Annotated in this window: 20 protein-coding genes; 4 read left to right on the top strand and 16 right to left on the bottom strand. The window is 56.1% G+C overall.

Annotation, left to right across the window (positions count from 1 at the left end):
• Window positions 1–6: 6 nt before the first annotated feature.
• The 3 genes from queE to WM95_RS19765 are packed head-to-tail and all read right to left on the bottom strand — an operon-like array spanning window position 7 to window position 2,999.
• The gene (queE, locus tag WM95_RS19755) at window positions 7–678 is read right to left on the bottom strand and encodes a 7-carboxy-7-deazaguanine synthase QueE (protein ID WP_088544967.1); all 672 of its coding nucleotides are present in this window, start codon (window positions 676–678) and stop codon (window positions 7–9) included.
• A gap of 54 nt (window positions 679–732) precedes the next feature.
• Window positions 733–1,440 (bottom strand): N-acetylmannosamine-6-phosphate 2-epimerase, encoded by a 708-nt coding sequence (locus WM95_RS19760; protein ID WP_023309007.1) that lies wholly within the window; start codon window positions 1,438–1,440, stop codon window positions 733–735.
• The gene (locus WM95_RS19765) at window positions 1,440–2,999 is read right to left on the bottom strand and encodes a PTS transporter subunit EIIC (protein WP_063408509.1); all 1,560 of its coding nucleotides are present in this window, start codon (window positions 2,997–2,999) and stop codon (window positions 1,440–1,442) included. Before WM95_RS19765 ends, WM95_RS19760 begins: the two co-directional genes overlap by 1 nt.
• A gap of 165 nt (window positions 3,000–3,164) precedes the next feature.
• Between WM95_RS19765 and WM95_RS19770 the strand changes: the two genes are divergently transcribed.
• Window positions 3,165–3,989, top strand: coding sequence for a MurR/RpiR family transcriptional regulator (locus tag WM95_RS19770; protein ID WP_045404171.1), 825 nt, complete (start codon window positions 3,165–3,167; stop codon window positions 3,987–3,989).
• A 358-nt stretch (window positions 3,990–4,347) separates the two neighbouring features.
• Entirely contained in the window at window positions 4,348–5,457 is a 1,110-nt protein-coding gene (locus tag WM95_RS19775; protein WP_047173517.1) for an SDR family oxidoreductase, read from the top strand.
• 54 nt (window positions 5,458–5,511) lie between these two features.
• On the opposite strand, the gene eno is transcribed toward WM95_RS19775, so the two are convergent.
• The 5 genes from eno to rlmD all read right to left on the bottom strand — a co-directional run bounded on the left by eno (window position 5,512) and on the right by rlmD (window position 13,194).
• On the bottom strand, window positions 5,512–6,810 hold the full coding sequence (eno, locus tag WM95_RS19780) for a phosphopyruvate hydratase (protein ID WP_045355766.1): 1,299 nt from the start codon (window positions 6,808–6,810) through the stop codon (window positions 5,512–5,514).
• An 82-nt stretch (window positions 6,811–6,892) separates the two neighbouring features.
• A complete protein-coding gene (gene pyrG / locus WM95_RS19785; protein WP_023309013.1) occupies window positions 6,893–8,530 on the bottom strand; it encodes a glutamine hydrolyzing CTP synthase in 1,638 nt (545 codons plus the stop codon).
• A gap of 223 nt (window positions 8,531–8,753) precedes the next feature.
• On the bottom strand, window positions 8,754–9,545 hold the full coding sequence (gene mazG, locus WM95_RS19790) for a nucleoside triphosphate pyrophosphohydrolase (RefSeq protein WP_023333241.1): 792 nt from the start codon (window positions 9,543–9,545) through the stop codon (window positions 8,754–8,756).
• Window positions 9,546–9,612: 67 nt separating this feature from the next.
• Window positions 9,613–11,844 carry a GTP diphosphokinase gene (gene relA, locus WM95_RS19795; RefSeq protein WP_023309015.1) on the bottom strand — a complete coding sequence of 744 codons (2,232 nt, stop codon included), beginning with the start codon at window positions 11,842–11,844 and terminating at the stop codon, window positions 9,613–9,615.
• A gap of 51 nt (window positions 11,845–11,895) precedes the next feature.
• On the bottom strand, window positions 11,896–13,194 hold the full coding sequence (gene rlmD, locus WM95_RS19800) for a 23S rRNA (uracil(1939)-C(5))-methyltransferase RlmD (protein ID WP_063408510.1): 1,299 nt from the start codon (window positions 13,192–13,194) through the stop codon (window positions 11,896–11,898).
• A 57-nt stretch (window positions 13,195–13,251) separates the two neighbouring features.
• Between rlmD and barA the strand changes: the two genes are divergently transcribed.
• A complete protein-coding gene (barA, locus tag WM95_RS19805) occupies window positions 13,252–16,011 on the top strand; it encodes a two-component sensor histidine kinase BarA (RefSeq protein WP_063408511.1) in 2,760 nt (919 codons plus the stop codon).
• 83 nt (window positions 16,012–16,094) lie between these two features.
• Here the strand turns inward: barA and WM95_RS19810 are convergent, their stop codons facing one another.
• The 8 genes from WM95_RS19810 to syd all read right to left on the bottom strand — a co-directional run bounded on the left by WM95_RS19810 (window position 16,095) and on the right by syd (window position 24,409).
• Window positions 16,095–17,234 (bottom strand): glycerate kinase, encoded by a 1,140-nt coding sequence (locus tag WM95_RS19810; RefSeq protein WP_063408512.1) that lies wholly within the window; start codon window positions 17,232–17,234, stop codon window positions 16,095–16,097.
• A 77-nt stretch (window positions 17,235–17,311) separates the two neighbouring features.
• Window positions 17,312–18,649, bottom strand: coding sequence for a glucarate dehydratase (gudD, locus tag WM95_RS19815; protein WP_023309019.1), 1,338 nt, complete (start codon window positions 18,647–18,649; stop codon window positions 17,312–17,314).
• 15 nt (window positions 18,650–18,664) lie between these two features.
• Window positions 18,665–20,005, bottom strand: coding sequence for an enolase C-terminal domain-like protein (locus tag WM95_RS19820; RefSeq protein WP_063408516.1), 1,341 nt, complete (start codon window positions 20,003–20,005; stop codon window positions 18,665–18,667).
• Window positions 20,005–21,360, bottom strand: coding sequence for a galactarate/glucarate/glycerate transporter GudP (gene gudP / locus WM95_RS19825; RefSeq protein ID WP_023309021.1), 1,356 nt, complete (start codon window positions 21,358–21,360; stop codon window positions 20,005–20,007). The genes WM95_RS19820 and gudP overlap by 1 nt, the downstream gene beginning before the upstream one ends.
• Window positions 21,361–21,655: 295 nt before the next feature.
• A complete protein-coding gene (locus WM95_RS19835; protein ID WP_029741558.1) occupies window positions 21,656–22,105 on the bottom strand; it encodes a flavodoxin in 450 nt (149 codons plus the stop codon).
• A gap of 24 nt (window positions 22,106–22,129) precedes the next feature.
• A complete protein-coding gene (gene truC, locus WM95_RS19840) occupies window positions 22,130–22,906 on the bottom strand; it encodes a tRNA pseudouridine(65) synthase TruC (RefSeq protein ID WP_023309023.1) in 777 nt (258 codons plus the stop codon).
• Complete coding sequence (locus WM95_RS19845; RefSeq protein WP_023309024.1) at window positions 22,903–23,232, bottom strand: YqcC family protein; 330 nt, start codon at window positions 23,230–23,232, stop codon at window positions 22,903–22,905. Before WM95_RS19845 ends, truC begins: the two co-directional genes overlap by 4 nt.
• Before the next feature lie 631 nt (window positions 23,233–23,863).
• Window positions 23,864–24,409, bottom strand: coding sequence for a SecY-interacting protein (syd, locus tag WM95_RS19855; RefSeq protein WP_023309025.1), 546 nt, complete (start codon window positions 24,407–24,409; stop codon window positions 23,864–23,866).
• Window positions 24,410–24,478: 69 nt separating this feature from the next.
• Between syd and queF the strand changes: the two genes are divergently transcribed.
• Window positions 24,479–25,321, top strand: coding sequence for an NADPH-dependent 7-cyano-7-deazaguanine reductase QueF (gene queF / locus WM95_RS19860; RefSeq protein WP_063408513.1), 843 nt, complete (start codon window positions 24,479–24,481; stop codon window positions 25,319–25,321).
• Window positions 25,322–25,346 lie beyond the last annotated feature (25 nt).

Raw genomic sequence — 25,346 nt, forward strand, 5'->3', positions numbered from 1 at the left:
CAACGATCAGGCGATATTCAGATAGTTGTGCGTCTGCATCGACAGGCGCCAGTTGCGCGCAATACAGGTTTCAATGCACAGGCGCGTCGCGTCGTCTTTCTGGCTGATCGGCTGTAGCGCAATGACGCGCTGCTTTTCATCCGTCAGCGTGGCCAGCAGTTCATCCAGCGCTTCGATATCACGCACGCGCCCTACCGGGTGCTTAATCTCATCCGCGCGTTCCAGCGCCTGAGACAGCACGTCATACCCGCCGCGCATATTCACTTTTGGCGATACAGTCACCCAGGTCGTGTGTGAACAGCGCACTTCATGGGTGCCGCTGGTCTCAATCTGGCAGCTGTAGCCGTTCTTTTCGAGCAGCTCGGTCAGCGGCGTCAGATCGTGGATGCAGGGTTCACCGCCGGTGATCACCACGTGGCGCGCCGTCCAGCCCTGACGACCAATAATGGCCAGCAGATCTTCAGAACTGCCCGCGCCCCACTTATCGCTCTCTTTGGTTTTCGCCAGAATGCTAAACAGCGACACTTCCCGATCTGCGAGCTTATCCCACGTATGTTTGGTATCACACCAGGCACAGCCAACCGGGCATCCCTGTAAACGAATGAAAATAGCGGGAACGCCGGTAAAGTAACCCTCGCCTTGCAGGGTCTGGAACATCTCGTTAATCGGGTACTGCATAGTCATCTCAGTAAAGGGGATAAACGATAAGTATCGCAGATCCCCGCCGGATGGTCATGCTCCATCGGTGCTTTGCGCGCCAATCGCCGCCATAAAACGCTCGGTAATTTGCTGTGGACGGGTGATCGCGCCGCCGACGACGACCGTATGCGCGCCCAGCGCCAGGCATCTGGCCGCGCGTTCAGGCGTATCCACGTTGCCTTCGGCAATCACGGGAACCGTAACGGCGGCCAGCACGGCCTTCAGGAACGCGCAGTCATTTTCCGGAAGCGAATGGCCCGCCGTTTCCGCCGTATAGCCGTAAAGCGTGGTGCCGACGCAGTCAAAACCCAGCGCCTGCGCCGTCACGGCTTCGCCCAAGGTGGAAATATCGGCCATCAGCAGTACCGAGGGATAGCGTGAGCGGATGCGCGTGACCAGCGTTTCCAGGGATTCTCCACCGGGACGCTCACGCGCCGTCGCATCAAGCGCAATGATTTCCGGAGAAACGGTCATGAGCTCATCCACCTCTTTCATCGTGGCGGTGATAAACACCTCGCTTTCCGGGTAATCCCGTTTGATGATGCCGATAACAGGCAAAGACACCTGCTGCTTAATTGCCTCGATATCCACCACGCTGTTGGCACGAATGGCTGCGGCCCCGCCCTGCGCCGCCGCCAGCGCCATCCGCGACATAATAAACGGGCTGTGCAGCGGTTCATTTTCCAGCGCCTGACAGGAGACGACCAGTTTTCCCTTCAGGTTATCCAGTACAGTTTTCATTACGATAAGATCTCTTCCACTTCGTTTTTGATAATCGTGACGTGCGGGCCATAAATGACCTGAACCCCGTTACCGCGCACGATAACGCCGCGCGCGCCGGTGGCTTTCAGCGCCGCGTCATTCACTTTGCTGCCGTCCTTCACCGTGACGCGAAGCCGCGTGGCGCAGCAGTCCACCTCTTCCAGATTCTCTTTTCCGCCTAATCCCGCGATCACCGCAACGGCGCGCTCGCTCTGCGAGAAAGTCACCTCATTGGCCATCGCCTCTTTTTCCCGACCCGGCGTGGCAAAATCAAAGCGGTTAATCAGGTAGCGGAAGGTGAAGTAGTAAAGGAAGAACCACGGCACGCCCACCAGTGGAACGAACATCCAGTTGGTTTTGGCCTCTCCCTGCAAAATGCCGAACAGCACGAAGTCAATAAAACCGCCGGAGAAGGTTTGCCCGATGGTGATATGCAGCATGTGTGCGAGCATGAACGCCAGCCCGTCAAACAGCGCATGAATGACGTAAAGCACCGGCGCAATAAACAGGAAGGAAAACTCGATAGGCTCGGTAATCCCGGTCAGGAACGAGGTTAGCGCCGCAGAGAGCAGCAGCCCGGCAATGCGCTTTTTGTTCTCCGGTTTTGCCGTGTGGTACATCGCCAGACACGCGCCGAGCAGGCCAAACATCATTGTAATAAAGCGCCCGGACATGAAGCGCGACGTGCCCTCATAGAAATGCTGCGTGTTCGGGTCGGCCAGCTGGGCGAAGAAGATCCGCTGTGTGCCCTCAACGAGGTGACCGTTAACAATCTCACTGCCGCCGAGCGCGGTAGTCCAGAACGGCAGATAGAAGATGTGGTGCAAACCAAACGGGCCCAGCATGCGTAAAATAAAGCCGTACAGCAGGGTGCCCAGATAGCCGGTGGCATCAACCAGCCCGCCGAGACCAAAAATCAGTTTCTGGAAATGCGGCCAGACCACGGTCATGAGCGCGCCGACGAGTATCGCCGCCAGCGAGCTGATTATGGGAACAAAGCGCGAGCCGCCAAAAAAGCCCAGGAACTGCGGAAGCGCAATTTTATTAAACCGATGATGGAGCGTGCAGGTCACCAGCCCAATCACCACGCCGCCAAACACGCCGGTTTCCAGCGTCTGGATCCCCAGCGTCATGCCCTGCCCAACTGCACCCGGATTCTCATGCGCCAGTTTACCGGTGAGGATCAGCAGCGCGTTGATGGTAGCATTCATCACCAGAAAAGCGAGTAATGCCGCCAGCCCAGCCGTACCCTTATCGCTTTTTGCCAGCCCGACGGCGACCCCAACCGCAAACAGCACCGAGAGGTTCGCAAACACGATTGAACCGGCGCTGCTCATGATGGTGAAAATGGCCTGCAGCCAGCCCACACCTAAAAACGGATAAGCCGCCAGCGTATTGGGATTCGATAACGCGCCGCCTATTCCCAGCAGCAGGCCCGCCGCGGGCAGCACGGCGATAGGCAACATAAAGGATTTACCAAAGCGCTGCGCTTTTTCAAACCATCCCCCCGAAGAAGCACCACTGAACATTTGCATCATGTTTTCATCTCCCCACTAAATGATGAAAATTTTTACCACATAAATATCTAGCAGTGAAAATTACCATCAAAAACCAGGAAGCCGATCATACTTTTTCAAAATGACTGGCATCTTTCCCCTCCTTTCCGCCACACTAGTCGCAGCGAAACACATTAAGGACGTGGCATGTCGGACCATGAAAATCTGCTGCTGAAGCTCCGCCAGGAGGCTTCCGGGTACAGCCCAACGCAACAAAAACTCGGCGAGTTTGTCCTCAGCGATCCTGGCCGGGTGCTCTACCTGACGATCACTGAACTGGCGCGCGAGAGCCACACCAGCGAAGCCAGCGTCACGCGCCTTTGCCGGACGCTGGGCTGCAAGGGCTATAACGAATTTAAAATGGCGCTTGCGCTGGATATTCAGCAGGGCCAGCCCGCGCGTCAGGCGGGGGATGAGATTGATAACGTCGTGGATGAGTCGGTTCAGGCTTTGCAGGATACCGCCAGACTCCTCGACCGCACGCTGCTTGAAAAGGCGGCGCTGGCGCTGCACCAGGCGCAATCCGTGCAGATTTATGGCGTTGCGGCCAGCGCGATCCTCGGGGAGTATCTGCATTACAAGCTGCTGCGGCTGGGCAAACCCGCACAGCTGTTTAGCGATATGCATCGCGCGGCCATGAATGCGACAACGCTTTCGAAAGATACGCTGGTCGTGGCCATTTCCAGTTCGGGTTCAACGCGGGATTTACTCCACGTGGTGAAGCTTGCCCGCAAGCGCGGCGTTAAGGTTCTGGCACTCAGCAATACGCCCCGCAGCCCGCTGGCCTCTCTGAGCGACATGCAGCTGGTTGCAGCCAAACCAGAAGGCCCTCTAAGTGCAGGCGCGCTCAATGCTAAGGTTGGAGTCATGCTTCTGGTCGAGCTGTTGACCACGTCCATGATTGCGCTGGATGGTCATTACGGCGACGTTAGTCAACAAACAGCCAGCGCCACGCTTCCCCTTTTGCTCTGAAAATCATTCGCAGGCTAAATAAATCGGCCTGCGACTTATGTTGTCTGATTTGAGTTAAGTGGTATTTAAAACATTTATTCGATAAATGTTTGGTGTAACAAATTATTATATTTATTACATTTTGAATTACGTTAACCATTCGACACGGACCTCATAAAAACATTTAAATTCAATAATTTAAAATTTAAATTTTAATAGAGTGAATTTTTACCCTTGCGATAGTGTCCAATATTTCCACCTGATTCCCTTTCCTTAAAATAAGCTTAAGACGCCATTGATTTCGGCGTTTTATTATTTAAATGCCGTTTACTTTTGCACGCCTACAATCCGCCTCATCAATCATAATGAGACGGTATTAATGAAGATGTTATTGATTACAGGCGTGACCGGATTTCTGGGCGGTGCAGTTCTTGAAAAAATCCTGACCAGCGATCAACCTGCAAAACTCCTTTTGCTTGCGCGCGCCAGCGATCCGCAGAGCGGGCTGGAGCGCGTGCTGGAGAACATGCGCAAGTTCAACGTTCCCGAGGACAAACTGGCCTCCCTGAAGGTGGATAATATCCTGATTGGCGACCTCAGCCAGCCTGAAGCCTTTCTGAACGATCCCCGTCTGGATCGGGTCACGCACGTGGTTAACTGTGCGGCCGTGGCCTCATTTGGTAATAACCCGCTGATCTGGAAGGTCAACGTTGAAGGTACGCTCGCGCTGGCGCGCCGTATGGAGCAGGTTACAGGACTGCAGCGTTTCCTCCACGTCGGCACCGCAATGTCATGCACGCCGGAGCAGGATTCACTGGTCGCCGAAAGTGCGGAATTCAGAGAGAATGCTGAACACCTGGTGGAATACACGTTTTCGAAGTCAACCATCGAACAGCTGATGCGCCAGGAGTGCCCTGACCTGCCGCTGCTCATCGCCCGTCCGTCCATCGTCGTCGGCCATACCCGTCACGGCTGCACGCCGTCGAGCAGCATTTTCTGGGTCTTTAGCATGGGCCTGATGCTGCAGAAATTTATGTGCTCAATGGAAGACAGGATCGACGTTGTTCCGGTGGATTATTGCGCCGACGCGATGTTAATGCTGCTCAACAGCAACGCTCGTCCGGGAGAAGTGGTACACATTTCTGCGGGAGAAGAGAACAGCGTTCGCTTTGCGGATATCGATCAGGCAATGGCGCAGGCGCTGGAGAAAGCCCCCGTCGGGGATAGATATGCGCAGGTCAGCTACGAAACGCTGGTCAGAATGCGCCGCGAGCTGAAACATATTTTTGGGCCGTGCAACGAACGTCTGATGCTGAAAGCCATGCGTTTATACGGTGCGTTTGCCACGCTTAACGTGCGCTTCAGCAACGATAAGCTGCTGAGCATGGGGATGCCGAAGCCCCCCCGGTTTACGGATTACATCGCCCGCTGCGTGCAAACCACCCAGGGGCTGACCATTCCGGAGCAAATGGCGGTCGATTTTAAATAGCAAAAAAAAAATGCCAGTCTTTCGACTGGCATTTTCATTTTAAGGCTTAAGCAATTATGCCTGGCCTTTGATCTCTTTACGACCGTTGTATGGTGCTTTTTCGCCCAGCGCTTCTTCGATACGAATCAGCTGGTTGTATTTAGCAACACGGTCAGAACGGCTCATAGAACCGGTTTTGATCTGGCCTGCAGCGGTACCCACAGCCAGGTCGGCAATGGTAGCGTCTTCAGTTTCGCCAGAACGGTGAGAGATAACAGCGGTGTAGCCAGCGTCTTTCGCCATTTTGATCGCAGCCAGAGTTTCGGTCAGAGAACCGATCTGGTTGAATTTGATCAGGATGGAGTTAACGATGCCTTTCTCGATGCCTTCTTTCAGGATCTTGGTGTTGGTTACGAACAGGTCGTCACCAACCAGCTGGATTTTGTCGCCCAGTACTTTAGTCTGGTATGCGAAGCCAGCCCAGTCAGACTCGTCCAGACCGTCTTCGATAGACACGATTGGGTACTGTTTGGTCAGGTCTTCCAGGAAGTGAGTGAACTCTTCGGAGGTGAACGCTTTGTTGCCTTCGCCAGCCAGAACGTATTTACCGTCTTTGTAGAATTCAGATGCTGCACAGTCCATCGCAAGGGTGATGTCTTTGCCCAGCTCGTAGCCAGCAGCTTTTACTGCTTCTGCGATAACGGCCAGCGCTTCTGCGTTAGAACCCAGGTTTGGCGCATAGCCACCTTCGTCACCAACAGCAGTGTTCATTCCTTTAGCTTTCAGAACTTTAGCCAGGTTGTGGAACACTTCAGAACCCATACGTACCGCTTCTTTCAGGGATTTCGCGCCAACTGGCTGAATCATGAATTCCTGAATATCAACGTTGTTGTCTGCGTGCTCACCACCGTTGATGATGTTCATCATTGGTACAGGCATGGAGTATTTGCCTGGGGTGCCGTTCAGTTCAGCGATGTGCTCGAACAGTGGCATACCTTTCGCAGCAGCAGCCGCTTTGGCGTTTGCCAGAGAAACTGCCAGGATTGCGTTCGCACCGAAGTTAGATTTGTTTTCAGTACCGTCCAGATCGATCATGATCTTGTCGATGCCAGCCTGGTCTTTGGCGTCTTTGCCAAGGATTGCCTGAGCAATAGGACCGTTTACAGCGCCAACCGCTTTCAGTACGCCTTTGCCCAGGAAGCGGGATTTGTCGCCATCGCGCAGTTCCAGCGCTTCGCGAGAACCAGTAGAAGCACCTGATGGAGCAGCAGCCATACCAACGAAACCACCTTCCAGGTGAACTTCGGCTTCAACGGTCGGGTTACCACGGGAGTCGATGATTTCACGACCGATGACTTTAACGATTTTGGACATTAGATTTTCCTCAGTACAAGTTAAACTAAAACTCCAGACAAACAACGCGTACCAAAGGTACGCGTTGCCGTTCTAACTTTTTTTACTTCGCCTGACGCTTCTGGTAGTCGCTGGCGGCCTTCACGAAGCCTGCAAACAGCGGATGCCCGTCACGTGGCGTTGAAGTAAATTCCGGGTGGAACTGGCAGGCGACAAACCACGGATGGTTTGGCACTTCAATGATCTCGACTAACTGATCATCCCCGGAGCGGCCCGCAACACGCAGGCCCGCGGCTTCAATAGGTTTCAACAACATGTTGTTGACTTCATAGCGGTGACGATGGCGCTCGGTGATGACCGGCTCGCCGTACAGCTTGCGAACCACGCTATCGTCAGACAGCTGGCAGGCCTGTGCGCCAAGACGCATGGTGCCACCCAGATCGCTCTTCTCGGTACGGACTTCGACGTTACCTTCTTCGTCACGCCATTCAGTGATAAGCGCCACAACAGGGTACTTACAGTCTGGCACAAATTCCGTAGAGTTCGCGTTTTCCATTCCCGCTACGTTGCGCGCAAATTCGATCAGCGCAACCTGCATACCCAGACAGATGCCGAGGTATGGAATATTGTTTTCACGCGCATAGCGCGCGGTGGCGATCTTGCCTTCAACACCACGGTAGCCGAAGCCGCCAGGGATAAGGATAGCATCCAGATCTTTCAGGATTTCAACGCCACGCGTTTCAACATCCTGCGAATCAATCAGCTTGATGTTCACGGAAACACGGTTCTTCAGACCACCGTGTTTCAGCGCTTCGATCACTGACTTATAGGCATCCGGCAGTTCAATGTACTTGCCGACCATACCGATAGTCACTTCGCCTGCCGGGTTGGCTTCTTCATAAATAACCTGTTCCCATTCAGACAGGTTCGCTTCCGGACAGTTCAAGCTGAATCGTTTACAAATATAATCGTCCAGGCCCTGAGATTTCAACAGGCCCGGGATTTTATAAATGGAATCGACATCTTTCATTGAAATAACGGCTTTTTCAGGCACGTTACAGAACAATGCAATTTTCGCACGTTCGTTCGCCGGAACCGCGCGATCGGAGCGGCAAACCAGGATATCTGGCTGAATACCAATAGAGAGCAGCTCTTTCACAGAGTGCTGAGTCGGCTTGGTTTTCACTTCACCTGCGGCGGCCATGTACGGCACCAGAGTCAGGTGCATGAACAGCGCGTGCTCACGGCCAATATCTACCGCCAGCTGACGAATCGCTTCCAGGAATGGCAGGGATTCGATATCACCCACGGTACCGCCGATTTCAACCAGCACCACGTCGTGGCCTTCGCCACCCGCAACAATGCGTTCTTTGATTGCGTTAGTGATGTGCGGGATAACCTGAACGGTTGCACCCAGGTAGTCACCACGGCGCTCTTTACGCAGAACGTCGGAGTAGATGCGGCCAGTCGTGAAGTTGTTACGACGGGTCATTTTGGTGCGGATGAAACGCTCGTAGTGGCCAAGATCCAGATCGGTTTCAGCGCCGTCTTCAGTAACGAACACTTCCCCGTGTTGGATTGGGCTCATGGTGCCCGGATCGACGTTGATGTACGGATCCAGTTTCATCATGGTCACATTGAGGCCACGGGCTTCAAGAATGGCTGCGAGGGAGGCTGCGGCAATGCCTTTACCCAGAGAGGATACGACCCCGCCGGTCACAAAAATATAGTTCGTTGTCATGCTGAACCTGAGAAGTTAGGGTGAAACGATGGAATAACCAGGACGGGAAAGTAGTATACCCGAACACGGCGAGCGCCACAAACTTTCATTCTCCGTCTCCATTCCAGGCCATGACAAACATAAGGAGTGAGAAAATAGCCCCTTTTGGGTAAATGTTTTTGACGCAAATCAAGCGCTTGTCATTTAAAAAATCACACAAATTGCGCTTGATCGCAAAATCTCGTTAGAGATCAGATTCCTGGCGCTTTACTTCCTGCCAGACTTCTTCCATTGCCTCGAGGTCAATTCCGCTCATTTCCAGGCCTCGCGAGGCGACAATCCGCTCAACTTCGCGAAAGCGTCGTTCGAATTTTAGGTTGGCTTTTTGCAGGGCGGTTTCCGCTTTTACACCCAGGTGGCGAGAAAGGTTGACGGTCGCGAACAACAGGTCGCCCATCTCTTCCTCAAGCTTTGCTTCATCCACTACCGCCTGCTGCGCTTCGTGCATGACTTCGTCAATCTCTTCGTGCACTTTATCCAGCACAGGGCCGAGGGAGGTCCAGTCAAAACCGACGGCGGAGCAGCGTTTCTGGATTTTATGCGCGCGCATCAGCGCGGGCAGGCTCAGCGGAATATCATCCAGCGCCGAGTGCTGGGATTTTTCCGCCCGCTCAGCGCTTTTGATCTGCTCCCAGCGGGCCAGCACCTCAGCGCTGTTCCCTGCGGTGGCATCGCCGAAGATATGGGGATGACGGCGCTCAAGCTTGTCGCTGATGGCAGCGCAGATATCGTCAAAGTTAAAGCGCCCCTCTTCCTGCGCCATTTGCGCATAGAACACCACCTGGAACAGCAGATCGCCCAGCTCGCCGCGCAGGTCGTCAAAATCTTCGCGGGAAATGGCGTCCAGCACCTCATAGGTCTCTTCAAGGGTGTACGGGGCGATGGTGGCGAAAGTCTGCTCTTTGTCCCACGGACAGCCGTTTTCCGGGTCGCGCAGGCGTTTCATGATGCCGAGCAGGCGGTCGATTTGAGTCATAGTGTTTTCCATTAAAAAAACAAGCCGGGCGGCGGCAAAGCCTTACCCGGCCTACAGAAGAGTGTGTTTAACCGCCGTGCAGACGACGCGCGTCTATCACATCCGGCACCTGGTTCAGTTTGCCGAGCACGCGGCCCAGCACCTGCAGGTTGTAGATTTCGATGGTCATATCAATGGTGGCAAGCTGCTCGCGGGTATCGCTGCGGCTGGCGACGCCCAGCACGTTGACTTTCTCGTTGGCGAGAATGGTCGTTATGTCGCGCAGCAGCCCGCTGCGGTCGTTGGCAGTGACGCGCACCACCAGCGAGTAGCCAGCGGAATAGCTCTCACCCCAGACCGCTTCCACGATGCGCTCCGGCGCATGCGACTGCAGCTCGGCAAGCTGGTCACAGTCAGAACGGTGAATCGAAATCCCGCGTCCCTGGGTGATAAAGCCGACGATATCGTCGCCCGGAATAGGCTGGCAGCAGCGGGCAATGTGGTGCATCAGGTTACCTACGCCTTCAACCACCACGCGGCCGTTGTCTTTGCTGCGCTGCTGCGGGGCGTAGGTTTTCTGCTGCAGCTGCTTCAGCGCCGCCGCGTCCTGCTCTGCCGCGCTTGGCTTATTGAACTGCGCCTGCAGGAAGTTCACCATCTGATTCAGACGGATATCACCGCCGCCAATGGCCGCTAACAGCTCGTCAAGCTCGTTAAAGTTGTAGCGCGGCAGCAGGAATTTCTCCGCCTCTTTCAGGCTTATCCCGATATGCTCCAGCTCGTCGTCGAGGATCTGGCGGCCGGCAAGAATGTTCTTGTCACGATCCTGTTTACGGAACCAGGCGTGAATTTTCGATCGCCCGCGGCTGGTGGTGACGTAGCCCAGGTTCGGGTTAAGCCAGTCACGGCTCGGGTTGGGCTGCTTCTGGGTAATGATTTCAATCTGGTCACCCATCTGCAGTTGATAGGTGAACGGTACGATACGTCCGCCGATTTTCGCCCCGATGCAGCGGTGTCCCACATCGCTGTGGATGTGGTAGGCAAAATCGAGCGGCGTAGAGCCCGCCGGCAGGTCGACAACGTCCCCTTTTGGGGTAAAGACGTACACGCGATCGTCAAAGACCTGGCTACGCACTTCGTCGAGCATCTCGCCGGAGTCGGCCATCTCTTCCTGCCACGCAATCAGCTTGCGCAGCCAGGCAATGCGGTCTTCGTGGCCAGAACGCGCCCCACCGGAGGTGCCTTCTTTGTATTTCCAGTGCGCGGCAACGCCCAGCTCGGCGTCTTCATGCATCTGTTTGGTGCGGATCTGAATCTCAACCGTTTTACCGCCAGGGCCAAGCACCACGGTATGGATAGACTGGTAGCCGTTCGGTTTTGGGTTGGCGACATAGTCGTCGAACTCATCGGGCAGATGACGGAAGTGAGTGTGTACTATCCCCAGCGCGGCGTAGCAGTCCTGCAGACGCTCCGCCACGATGCGCACGGCGCGCACGTCAAACAGCTCGTCAAAGGCGAGGTGTTTCTTCTGCATTTTGCGCCAGATGCTGTAGATGTGCTTAGGCCGACCGTAAACTTCGGCGCGCACGTTTTCTTCTTTCATCGCCTGGCGCAGGCCGCCGACAAACTCCTCGATATAGTGCTCGCGGTCGATACGGCGCTCGTGCAGAAGTTTGGCAATCCGTTTATATTCCGCCGGGTGCAGATAGCGGAAGCAGTAATCTTCCAGCTCCCACTTCAGCTGACCAATCCCTAAGCGGTTCGCCAGCGGCGCATAGATGTTTGTACACTCTTTGGCGGCCAGCACGCGCTCGTCTTCCGGCGCATCCTTCACCTCTCGCAGATGGGCAATACGCTCGGCCAGCTTGATGACCACGCAGCGGAAATCATCCACCATGGCCAGCAGCATCCGGCGAACGTTATCAACCTGCTCTGAGGAGACGGAATCGGTATGCGCGGCTTTAAGCTGACGAATGGCCGCCATATCGCGCACGCCGTGGATCAGCGCGACGACGGATTTCCCGACGCTGTCGCGCAGTACGTCTTCGCTGACCACGTCCGCATCCGCGAGGGGGAAGAGAAGCGCGGCCTGCAGCGTTTCAATATCCATGTTCAGCATGGATAAGATTTCCACCATCTCCACGCCGCGCCACAGGAGAAGATCGGCATCCGGATGCCCCTGCGTGGTGCGCAGACAATAGGCCCAGGTTTCGGTTAAGCGTTCACACGACTGCTGGCTGGAAATTCCCAGACTTGCGATCCATTTTTGTGGGTCAAATTCCCCAGCTTTATTGAGATGTGCACTTCTTACCGCAACCATTGTCCTCTCCTTTAGGGACCTGGGCCTGTCGAAGTCGACAAGCCAAACAAATTAGATGTGCTCGAACAACACCATCGATTCCAGATGTCCAGTGTGCGGGAACATGTCCAGCATTGCCAGACGCTGAATCTGGTAACCCGCGCTGATTAATGCCTCGCTGTCCCGGGCAAGCGTTGCCGGGTTACAGGAAACATAGACCACACGCTTCGGCGCGAGTTTAATAATATGTGCCATCACACCCGGGGCACCGGCACGCGCCGGGTCGAGCAAAATTTTATCAAAGCCCTGCTTTGCCCACGGCTGTTGGGTGACATCTTCCTCAAGATTTTGATGAAAGAATGTCACATTTTGCAAGCCGTTCTGCTGCGCGTTCTCCTGCCCTTTAACCACCAGCGCCTCAACGCCTTCCACGCCGACGACGCTGGCCGCTTCTCGCGCCAGCGGCAGCGTGAAGTTGCCCATTCCGCAGAACAGGTCGAGCACCCGATCGCTTTTCTGAACGTCCAGCCACGCCAGCGCTTTCTCAACCATCTGCTGGTTTACGCCATCATTCACCTGAATGAAATCCCGCGGGCTGAACGTTAAGCGTAGCCCGTTTGACGCATACCAGGGCGCCTCACCGGTAACCTGCTCAAGTATCTCGCTTTGTGGTGCCAGGAAAAGCGCCAGGTCGTGGGAATGCGAAAAGCGTTCCAGTTTTTCGCGATCTTTTTTCGACAGCGGTGCGGTGTGGCGCAGCACCATCAGCGGGCCATTGTTTGCCATGACCAGTTCGACGTGCCCGAGATGGCGTACGCCGTCCAGCCCGGAGAGGCAGATGTGCACTTCCGGAAGCAACGCCTCAAGATGGGGCACCAAAATGGGGCACTGCTTCACGTCAACGATGTCGCTGGAGCCGGCCTTGCGAAACCCCATCTCCAGACGATCCGTTTTTGGCTGATAGCTGAGGCTCAGGCGCGCGCGACGACGATAGCCCCAGGGCTCGTCGGCAACAATTTCGTTAACGTCATGTTTGAGCAGACGCGCCAGCGCGCTGCTTTTACTTTTTTGCTGTAATTCTGTGCTCGCATGCTGTTGCTGGCAGCCACCGCAAACGCCAAAATGCGGGCAGCGGGGCTTCACGCGCTCCGGGCTATCGTTGAGACGACGCTTAACCTGTCCGCGCGCGAACTGACGTTTATCTTCCGTCAGCGTAATTTCTGCTCGTTCTGCTGGCAGTAAACCTGTTATAAACAGAGCCTTACCATTGTGACGTGCTACTCCCTGACCAAACGGATCGAGGTCCGTGGCTTCAACAGTAATGATTTGACGCGTCGTCACGCGTCGCTTTGCAGAGTAGAATTGCGCCATCGCCGAGATTTTTCTCACATAAACATAATTATCTTAATTGTCCCATAACGGAACGCCATGACCAACTACAGCCTGCGCGCGCGCATGATGATTTTGATCCTCGCCCCCACCGTTCTCATCGGTTTGCTGCTGAGTATCTTCTTTGTGGTGCATCGCTATAACGATTTGCAGCGACAGCTGGAAGACGCCGGAGCCAGCATTATCGAGCCGCTGGCGGTCTCCAGCGAGTACGGGATGAACCTGCAAAACCGGGAATCCATTGGTCAGTTAATTAGCGTCCTGCATCGTCGTCACTCGGACATCGTGCGGGCTATCTCCGTTTATGATGAAAACAACCGTCTGTTTGTTACCTCGAATTTTCACCTTGACCCGACGTCCCTGAAAATTCCTGACGGCACGCCGTTCCCGCGCCATCTCACCGTACTGCGGCGCGGCGATATCATGATCCTGCGCACGCCGATCGTATCGGAAAGCTATTCCCCCGATGAGTCTGCGCAATCCGATGCCAAATCCAGCAACAATATGCTGGGATATGTGGCGCTGGAGCTGGATCTCAAGTCGGTCCGGCTACAGCAGTACAAAGAAATTTTTATCTCTGGCGTGATGATGCTGTTCTGCATTGGCATTGCGCTGATCTTCGGCTGGCGCCTGATGCGCGACGTGACGGGCCCCATCCGCAACATGGTTAATACGGTTGACCGCATCCGCCGCGGCCAGCTCGACAGCCGGGTGGAAGGGTTTATGCTGGGTGAGCTGGACATGCTGAAGAACGGCATCAACTCGATGGCCATGTCGCTGGCGGCGTATCACGAAGAGATGCAGCACAACGTTGACCAGGCCACGTCCGACCTGCGCGAAACGCTGGAGCAGATGGAGATCCAGAACGTTGAGCTGGATCTGGCGAAAAAGCGCGCCCAGGAAGCGGCACGTATTAAGTCGGAATTCCTTGCCAATATGTCTCACGAGCTGCGTACGCCGCTCAATGGCGTGATCGGCTTTACCCGCCTGACGCTGAAAAGCGAGCTTAACCCGACTCAGCGCGATCACCTGCACACCATTGAACGTTCGGCCAACAACCTGCTGGCGATCATCAACGACGTGCTCGACTTCTCCAAGCTGGAAGCGGGCAAGCTGATCCTGGAGAGTATTCCGTTCCCGCTGCGCAGTACGCTCGATGAGGTGGTGACGCTGCTCGCGCACTCGTCGCACGACAAAGGCCTTGAGCTGACGCTTAATATTAAAAACGACGTGCCGGATAACGTCATTGGCGATCCGCTGCGCCTGCAGCAGGTCATTACCAACCTTGTCGGGAATGCGATTAAATTCACCGAAAGCGGTAACATCGACATTCTGGTAGAAAAACGCTCTATCAGCAGCAATAAGGTGCAGATTGAAGTCCAGATCCGCGATACCGGCATCGGTATTCCTGAGCGGGATCAGTCGCGTCTGTTCCAGGCGTTCCGTCAGGCGGACGCCAGTATCTCCCGCCGTCATGGCGGTACCGGCCTGGGGCTGGTGATCACCCAGCGCCTGGTGAACGAGATGGGCGGCGATATCTCATTCCACAGCCAGCCAAACCGCGGCTCAACCTTCTGGTTCCACATTAACCTGGACCTCAATCCGAATGTCCTGACCGATGGCCCGGTGACGGACTGCCTGAAAGGCAAGCGTCTGGCCTACGTCGAACCTAACGCGGCGGCAGCGCAGTGCGCGCTCGATATTTTAAGCACCACGCCGCTGGAGGTGGTCTACAGCCCAACCTTCTCAGCGCTTGCCGTTGAGCACTACGATATTCTGCTGATGGGGATCCCGGTCACCTTCACCGGCGAACTGACCATGCAGCAGGAGCGGCTGGCGAAAGCCGCGTCAATGACCGACTATCTGCTGCTGGCGCTGCCCTGCCACGCCCAGATTAATGCCGAGGAGTTGAAAAACGACGGAGCCGCCGCGTGTCTGCTGAAGCCGCTCACCTCGACCCGCCTCCTGCCCGCGCTCACGGAGTATTGCCGTCTTAGCCAGCATGCTCTCCCGCTGATTAACGACGAGCAAAAATTGCCGATGAGCGTGATGGCGGTGGATGATAATCAGGCCAACCTGAAGCTGATTGGCGCATTGCTTGAAGACCAGGTTCAGCACGTTGAGCTGTGCACCAGCGGCGCGCAGGCGGTTGAACAGGCGAAGCAGATGCAGTTCGATTTAATCCTGATGGATATTCAGATGCCGGGCATGGATGGCATTCGGGCCTGCGAGCTGATCCACCAGCTGCCTCATCAGCAGCAAACCCCGGTCATTGCGGTCACCGCGCACGCGATGGCCGGTCAGAAAGAGAAGCTGCTGAGCGCCGGAATGAATGACTATCTGGCGAAGCCCATCGATGAAGAGAAACTTCATAACCTGCTGTTACGCTATAAGCCGGGTCACATTGGCGGGACGTACACGGTTTCCAGCGAGCCGGTTGAAATCAGCGTTAACCAGAACGCCACCTTTGACTGGCAGCTCGCGCTGCGTCAGGCGGCGGGTAAACCCGATTTAGCCCGCGAAATGCTGCAAATGCTGGTCGCATTTCTGCCGGAAATTCGCAATAAGGTGGAAGAGCAGCTGGTGGGTGAAAACCCGGAAGCGCTGCTGGAAGCGATCCACAAGCTGCACGGCAGCTGCGGGTACAGCGGCGTACCGCGGCTGAAAAACCTTTGCCAGCTGCTGGAGCAGCAGCTGCGTGCCGGCACGCCGGAATCGGAGCTTGAACCGGAGTTCCTGGAGCTGCTGGATGAGATGGATAACGTAACGCGCGAAGCGATGAAGGTGTTGGGAAACTGAGATAAAAGCCCGGTGGCGCTTCGCTTACCGGGCCTGCAATTGCGAGTGCGGCCTGATTCCCTCACCCACAGGGAGAGGGAGAACTACATTCCCTGCCCTACTTTCAGCACCGCCGCGATATTCCTGGCGGCCATCCTGACGTTCTCGCTGGCATTTTCCAGCGCATCCTCCAGCGAGCAGATGGTGTAGATCACGCTAAACACCGCATCAATGCCGTGATCGTGTACCACGCCAACGTCCGCCGTCAGGCTGCCTGCAATGCCGATGACGGGTTTGTTAAAGCGTTTCGCCACTTTCGCCACGCCCACCGGGACTTTGCCGTGGATCGTCTGGCTGTCGATGCGGCCTTCTCCCGTGATCACCAGATCCGCATCGGCCACCTGGTCGGCCAGGTGTAGCGCATCGGTCACGATCTCAATCCCCTGGCGCAGCTGCGCGCCGCAAAAGGCGTAGAGCGCGGCCCCCATGCCACCCGCCGCGCCGCCGCCAGCAAGGTTTAGCACATCGATATCCAGATCCCGGGCAATGACTCTCGCATACTGCGCCAGCGCGTTGTCCAGGGTGACGATCATCTCGGGAGTGGCCCCCTTTTGTGGGCCAAATACGGCTGACGCGCCATCCTTACCGGTGAGCGGATTCGTCACATCACAGGCGACCTCTATCCGGCACTCCGCCAGACGTCTGTCCAGCCCGCTCAGGTCGATACGCGCGAGTTTTCCCAGCTCGCCCCCGCCCTGCCCAAGGGGCTGCCCGCTGTCGTCCAGCAGCTTTGCCCCCAACGCCTGCACCATCCCTGCTCCGCCGTCATTGGTGGCGCTGCCGCCAATGCCGATGATGATATGCTTAACGCCTGCGTCCAGCGCGTGACGAATAAGTTCGCCCGTGCCCCACGAGGTGGTTTTCAGGGGATTACGCTGCGAAGGGACGACCAGCTCCAGGCCGCTAGCCGCCGCCATTTCAATAAAGGCACTCTGCTCGTCACCGGATAAGCCATAAAATCCTTCAACGCGCTCACCCAGCGGGTCGGTCACCGGAACATGCACAATGCGTCCCCGCGTTGCCGCGATCATCGCCTCAACCGTTCCTTCGCCACCGTCCGCGACCGGAAGTTTGACGTAAACCGCCTCGGGAAAGATCTCGCGAAAACCACGTTCTATCGCTGTCGCAACCTCAAGCGCACTCAAACTTTCCTTATACGAGTCCGGTGCGATAACAATTTTCATAAGCCATCCTTACGCATAGTCGTTACGTTAAGCATACACCACGTAAAAGACCGTTCGTGGGAGCGGTCCCAATGCGTTTATCGTACCATGCACGGGCGTTTATTGTCGAATGTCCAGTCGGGGATCAGATACTGCATCGCCATCGCATCGTCGCGCGCGCCCAGACCGTGTTTTTGATACAGCTCATGGGCTTTCATAACCTGGTCCATATCCAGCTCAACCCCTAGCCCCGGCGTGGAAGGCACCTGCACCATGCCACCTATGATCTCAAACGGCCGCTTAGTCAGACGCTGATTACCTTCCTGCCAGATCCAGTGCGTGTCGATAGCGGTAATCGTGCCCGGCGCGGCGGCGGCAACGTGCGTGAACATCGCCAGCGACACGTCGAAGTGGTTATTAGAGTGCGAGCCCCAGGTCAGGCCAAACTCGTGGCACATTTGCGCCACGCGCACCGACCCCTGCATCGTCCAGAAGTGCGGGTCTGCCAGCGGAATATCGACGGAGTGCAATGACAGGGTGTGTCCCATCTGACGCCAGTCGGTGGCAATCATATTGGTCGCGGTCGGCAGCCCCGTGGCGCGACGGAATTCCGCCATGACTTCACGGCCCGAGAAGCCCTGTTCAGCCCCGCACGGATCTTCCGCATACGCCAGCACGCCTTTCAGCTGCTTACCAATTTTGATCGCTTCATCAAGCGACCACGCGCCGTTCGGATCCAGCGTCACGCGCGCCTGCGGGAAACGTTTTGCCAGCGCGGTGACGGCTTCCGCCTCTTCCTCACCGGCCAGCACGCCGCCCTTCAGTTTGAAATCATTAAAGCCATATTTTTCGTACGCGGCTTCCGCCAGGCGCACCACCGCATCCGGGGTCATCGCCTCGTCGTGGCGAAGTCGATACCAGTCGCATTGTTCATCCGGCTGGCTCTGATAAGGCAATGGCGTCAGCCTGCGGTCGCCGACAAAGAACAGATAGCCCAGCATTTCCACTTCGCTGCGCTGCTGCCCCTCGCCCAACAGCGAGGCAACGTTAACGCCCAGATGCTGACCCAGCAGATCCAGCATCGCGGATTCAATCCCGGTCACTACGTGAATGGTGGTGCGCAGATCGAAGGTCTGCAGGCCACGCCCTCCGGCATCGCGATCGGCAAAGGTATTGCGCACGGTGTTGAGGACATTTTTGTACTCGCCCAGCGTTTTGCCCACCACCAGCGGAATGGCATCTTCCAGCGTCTGGCGGATCTTCTCCCCGCCCGGAATTTCGCCCACGCCCGTATGGCCGGAATTGTCTTTGATAATGACAATATTGCGGGTGAAGAATGGCGCATGCGCGCCGCTCAGGTTCATCAGCATGCTGTCATGGCCCGCAACCGGAACGATCTGCATGGCGGTGACGACAGGGGTAGAAAAAGTACTCATCGTGTAATCCTTTTATCAGTGACGTCCAAAAACAGGGCGCTTACGGTCAAATGTCCAGCCGGGGATCAGGTACTGCATCGGGCCCGCGTCGTTACGCGCGCCGCCCGGTAGCTTTTTATACGCCTCATGGGCTTTATGGATCTGATCCCAGTCAATCTCCACGCCCAACCCCGGCGCATCCGGTACGGCAATCTTGCCATTGATGATTTCCAGCGGATTTTTCGTCAGGCGGGCTTCCCCTTCCTGCCAAATCCAGTGGGTGTCGATGGCGGTCGGGTTACCCGGCGCCGCCGCGCCAACGTGGGTAAACATCGCCAGCGAAATATCAAAGTGGTTGTTCGAGTGACAGCCCCAGGTCAGCCCCCAGTCATCGCACAGCTGCGCCACGCGCACTGCACCTGAAAGCGTCCAGAAGTGAGGGTCCGCCAGCGGTATGTCGACGGCGTTCAGCATCACCGCATGGCCCATTTCACGCCAGTTGGTGGCGATCATATTGGTCGCAACAGGCAGCCCGGAGGCGCGACGAAACTCGGCCATGACTTCACGGCCCGAGAAGCCCTGCTCCGCACCGCAGGGATCTTCTGCATAGGTCAGGACATCCCCCAGCCCTTTGCACAGGCTAATGGCTTCATCCAGCAGCCATGCGCCGTTGGGATCGACGGTGATCCGCGCATCCGCAAAGCGTTTTTTCAGCGCCCGGACCGTTTCAATCTCCTGCTCGCCGGGCAGCACGCCGCCCTTCAGCTTGAAATCCTTGAAGCCGTAGCGATCCTGCGCCGCCTCGGCCAGCCGCACCACCGCGTCGCTGGAGAGCGCTTCCTGGTGGCGCAGGCAATACCATTCGTGATCGCCCGTGGATCGCGCCAGATAGGGGAGATCGGTTTTATTGCGATCGCCAACGTAGAACAGATAGCCCAGCACCGTTACCGCATCGCGCTGTTTACCTGGCCCCAGCAGCTCGCAAACCGGAACATTGAGCGCCTTACCCAGCAAGTCGAGCAGGGCGGCCTCCAGCGCGGCGACCGCGTTGACGCGCAGTTCAAACGTCCAGGCACCTTTACCGAACGTATCAAAGTCCGCCGACTGATTGCCCTTATGGACCCGCTGAACGACCTTGTTCAGACGGGCGACCTCCTGGCCCACCACCTGCGGAATGGCATCGACCAGCGTCTGGTAGATCACCTCTCCGCCCGGGGCTTCGCCCACGCCGGTATTCCCTGAGCTGTCTTTCAGCACGACGATATTACGGGTAAACCAGGCGCTATGCGCACCGCCAATGTTGAGCAGCATGCTGTCCTGTCCGGCTACCGGAATGACCTTCATCTCCGTAACGGTTGGGCTCGATTGCGTTGTCATCATCCACGCTCCGCAACAGGTTTAAGTTCGACGCGTTTGATATCCCCAACCAGCACCAGGTAACTCAGCACCGCCACCAGCGCATGCACACCCACGTAGATCAGCGCACCGTTGAAAGAGCCGGTGGTGCCGACGATGTAGCCGATAGCGATAGGCGTAACAATCCCGGAGATATTGCCGAACATGTTGAACAGTCCGCCGCTCAGGCCGCTGATCTCCTTCGGCGCTGTATCCGCCATCACCGCCCAGCCCAGCGCGCCAATGCCTTTGCCGAAGAAGGCCATCGCCATAAAGCCGATAATCATCCATTCGGCGTTGACGTAGTTACAGAACACCATGGTCATGGAGAGCAGCATGCCGAGCACAATCGGGGTTTTACGCGCAATGTTCAGCGAGCCGGTCCGGCGCATCAGCCAGTCGGAAATCACTCCGCCGAGCACGCCACCGACGAAGCCGCAGATTGCCGGAACCGACGCGACAAATCCCGCTTTCAGAATCGACATGCCGCGAGCCTGCACCAGGTACACCGGGAACCAGGTGATGAAGAAGTAGGTTAAGGCGTTAATACAGTACTGGCCCAGATAGATGCCGATCATCATGCGCGAGCCGACGAGCTGCTTGATCTGCGCCCATTTCTGGCTGAACGGGACTTTTGCTTTTGCGGATTTCTGATCCATATTGATCAGCGCGCCGCCTTCCGCGATGTACTCCAGCTCTTTTTTGTTCACGCCAGGGTGCTGGTTGGGTTCGTGGATCACTTTCAGCCAGACGAAGCTGATGACGATCCCAAGTCCGCCCATGAAGAAGAAGACGTGCGACCAGCCCACCTCATGCGTCAGCCAGCCCATGATTGGCGCGAAGATCACCGTTGCGAAGTACTGTGCGGAGTTGAAAATCGCCACCGCCGTTCCCCTCTCCTGCGCCGGGAACCAGGCAGCGACAATGCGGCTGTTCCCCGGGAAGGAAGGTGCTTCCGCTAAGCCTACCAGGAAGCGCAGCGTGAAGAGCGCCACGATAATGCCGAAGCCGCTGAAGATATCGACGAACCCCTGTAACAGGGTAAACATCGACCAGATAAAGATGGACCAGAAATAGACGCGTTTAGATCCAAAACGGTCCAGCAGCCAGCCGCCAGGAATTTGCCCGATGACGTAGGCCCATGAGAATGCGGAGAAAACGTAACCCATGCCCACCGGATCAAGGCCGATATCTTTTGCCATTTCCGAACCGGCAATCGACAGCGTGGCGCGGTCACCATAGTTAAAGGATGTGACGATAAACAGCATCACCACTATCCAGTAGCGGGCGTTGGTGCGCTTTTCAGCGCTGCTCGCTGCGTGGCTTAATGTACTCATTGTTGCACTCCTGAAACATAGCTTTCGCCTGGTTCATTCTGTACAGCACCGGTAGGGTAATCAGAATGAGATTGGTGTTTTGTCGTTTTGGTACGGCCTGACGCCGTTTTATAGTGACCGGAAAAGTATATGAAGGAGTGCCTCATCACCTCACCGTGCAGAAACACAGTATTAAAGGGTGTATGAGAGGTTGTTTATGGCATAAGCCCAGGGGAATGGAAGGTGGTTCACGGAATTGGCGTTTGGAGCGGGATGTATCGCCGGGCGGCGGCTACGCCTGACCCGGCCTACACAACTATTTAAGGAGAGTTGCCCAGTGCTCGACCCACGGGTTCGATTCGCTTTCGGGTTCAGGATGCTCCCCGGCATCAATCAGCAGCATCTCGCCGACGCGCTGGGCGCTCTGTTCCTGCAGGAGCGCATCGAACTGCTTGCCGCCGCCGCAGAAGTTGGCGTAAGAACTGTCGCCCAGAGCAATGATGCCGTAGTGCACGTCCGGCTGATAGCCAAGCTGGTCTTTAATGCCCTGAAACAGCGGCACGATGCTGTCCGGCAGATCGCCCTGCCCGGTGGTGGAGGTCACCACCAGAATGTATTTATCTTTATACTTTTCCCAGTCTGCCAGTTCCGGATCTTCATAGACCGTGGCTTTATGGCCCTGGCTGGCGAGTATTGCCTCAGCCTCTTCCGCTACCAGCAGCGAGTTGCCGTACATTGTCCCGACAAAAATGCCTACTTCAGCCATGCTATTTTCCCATAATGAATACGTTTACCGTTCATCCTGAACGTTGCCCGATACAAACTCAACCCTTTCATTTTCGGGGAGTTGTCCCAGCCAGCCAAACTGTGACAGCGCCTGCATCCAGACGTCGTCCAGCCCAGCACGGATAGTCAGCGGCTCGCCGGTAAACGGGTGCGTCAGGCTCAGCTCGCTGGCGTGCAGCATCAGACGATGGCAGCCAAAGTGTTCGGCCGCACTGCGGTTCTGGCGTAAATCACCGTGTTTGCTGTCGCCAATAATCGGATGGCGCAGGTGCGCAAGATGGCGTCGCAGCTGGTGCTTACGCCCGGTTTTAGGCAGAAGCTCAACCAGGCTGTAGCGTGTGGTCGGGAATTTGCTGGTTGCCACCGGCATTTCGGTCGTCGCCATGCCGCGATAGTCCGTCACCGCGGGCTGCGGACCTTTGTCATCGCGGGCAAATTTATCGGCGATTTTGTCCAGCTCCTCCACCAGCGGATAATCCAGCGTGGCGGCTTCCGTCAGCCAGCCGCGCACGATCGCGTGATAGCGCTTTTGCATCTGATGCTGTTCAAACTGCTGTGACAGCAGACGCCCCGCCTCGCTGGAAAGCCCCATCAGCAGCACGCCGGAGGTCGGCCTGTCGAGACGATGGGCGGTAAAAACATGCTGGCCAATCTGGTCGCGAACGGTCTGCATCACCACCACCTTCTCATCGCGATCGAGCCAGCTGCGGTGTACCAGCCAGCCTGACGGTTTATTCACCGCCACCAGCCACTCGTCCTGATAGAGGATCTCAAGCGTCATGCATCTTCACCGGCAAACAGGGCATCCAGTTTTTCCAGTTCGACCAGCATCACGTCGCGCGCAGGGTGCGTCGCCTCGAGCGCCATTTCATAGTAGGGAGAGACAGCAAACGCCTGCGGAAGCGGGTGACCGCCCTCAAGCAGGGCGTGCATGCGCGGAATTAACACCCACTGCAGCCATTCAAACGGGGCCAGCGTATCCAGGCAGAAGGGCTGAGTGCTCGCGAACGCTTCTGGCTGCGGCGCGGTCTCCTGCCACAGCTGATGTTGGCGCAAAAGGGCTTCGATGGCGTGCAACTGCGCACGAACGCTATCGTGTTGCGTCATAGTAACCTCAACTGAAAAAGTGAACGGCGCGCAGCATAGCATTGCGGAAGGCAGAAATAAAAAAAGGGAGCACTGTAAAAACAGTGCTCCCGGTTCGTTTCGCAGCATTCCAGCTACAATTCGTGCTCCCTGCTCATCCGTGACAACTTTTCCTGAAGCCCGAAGGCCTGGTCATCCGTAAGCCAATACATCCTGCACACATCTTCCTGACGCGTTTGTTTCATCCCGAAACGTCCTGGCCTTCCTGACCCACCGACCATCCTGACCGGCTCTCATTCTCCTTCCTGGAGGTGTCCCTTACGCATCCTGCGTTATCCACTTCGCTTCATCCTGAAGCCTTCCTGCAGCGCCATCCTGACGAGTCCTGCGTGAGAAAAGCCATCATCCTGATGTTCGTTTCTCGTGTCGGCGTCCTGTCGACGGAGATAGAATCCGCTATTCCGCTTCGTCTTACAACCCACTCAGCCGGAGTTGTAAGACGCACAGGCTCCCTAAAAATAATAGGATGAACAACTAATCTGTTGAAAAATAGAGTGATATTAATCTGAATTTAATGAGGTAATACTGAATGTTCCAGCGATCTCTCACAAACCTTGTAAGAGATCTCTCACACGCGCTGTAGCAGCATGGATTACAGAAGGGGCTCAAGTCGGGTGAGGAAATCCGCAAGAGAGGGGGCGAGAGTCTCGCGATTGCGGGTGCCGATAGTCTCTTTAACCACTTCACCTGACAGGTTACATACGGATAACACATCCAGTTCGCTGTCCAGCGTGGCAATAAAAAGCGTCGGAGAAAGCTTAAGGCGTTTTTGCGTAACCAGATGACCAATCAGGTTTTCCTGAACACGCTGCAGATCGTCTTCGCTCCAGGTCTGCAACAGCGTCAGCGTGATATCAGCAAAGCGCGCGGGCATATCCCCTGCGAACTGCGTGGTATAAAACGCGTGAACCGCTGGTTGTACCACAATGTCCATTGCACGCTCAACCGCATTTACATTTTGCTCGCCGTCGAAAGGTTTTGGCTGCCAGATAACGTAATCATCGACTGAAGAGATAATGCATGGCGAGGGTACGCCATACAAATCAGTGCTTTGTGGCCATGTTCCGTGCTTTTCATGCCATGCATCGCAGTAGCGGGCCGTGAAGGTAGTGAGGGCATTTGCAGTTTCGATGTCCACCGATTTCTCTCTTCTTGTCAGACAGGATAAACTCAGGCCATAAGTGTACCTGTAAAGTGGCTATGAAACATGTCTTACGAAAATCATCAGGCGTTAACCGGCTTAACGCTGGGTAAATCGACCGATTACCGCGATACCTACGATGCAAGCCTGCTGCAGGGCGTGCCGCGCAGCCTGAATCGCGATCCTCTGGGCCTGCATGCGAATGCCTTGCCGTTTGTCGGCGGTGACATCTGGACGCTGTACGAACTCTCGTGGCTAAACGCGCGCGGTCTGCCGCAGGTGGCAGTGGGCCACGTTGAGCTGGATTACGCCAGCGTTAATCTCGTCGAGTCCAAAAGCTTTAAGCTCTATCTCAACAGCTTTAACCAGACAAAATTCAACAGCTGGGACGACGTTCAGCACACCCTGGAACGTGATTTAAGCGCCTGCGCGCAGGGAAAGGTGAGCGTTTCACTGTATCGCCTGCACGAGCTGGAAGGGCAGCCAGTCGCCCACTTCAACGGGACCTGCATCGACGATCAGGATATCGAGGTGGAGAATTATGAATTCAGCGCCGATTACCTCGAAAACGCGGCGAGCGGGCAAGTGGTTGAAGAGACGCTGGTCAGCCATCTGCTGAAATCTAACTGCCTGATCACGCATCAGCCGGACTGGGGCTCGGTGCAGATCCAGTACCGCGGCCCGAAAATTGACCGGGAAAAGCTGCTGCGCTACCTGGTGTCTTTCCGCCATCACAACGAATTCCACGAGCAGTGCGTGGAGCGCATCTTTAGCGATATTCAGCGTTTCTGCCAGCCAGAAAAACTGAGCGTTTACGCGCGCTACACCCGCCGCGGCGGTCTGGACATCAACCCGTGGCGCACCAACACCGATTTTGTGCCGGCAACGGGACGGCTGGTGCGTCAGTAATATAAATATTTTCACAATATGCGCG

The organism is Enterobacter cloacae complex sp. ECNIH7, assembly GCF_002208095.1.
Lineage (GTDB): Bacteria > Pseudomonadota > Gammaproteobacteria > Enterobacterales > Enterobacteriaceae > Enterobacter > Enterobacter cloacae_M.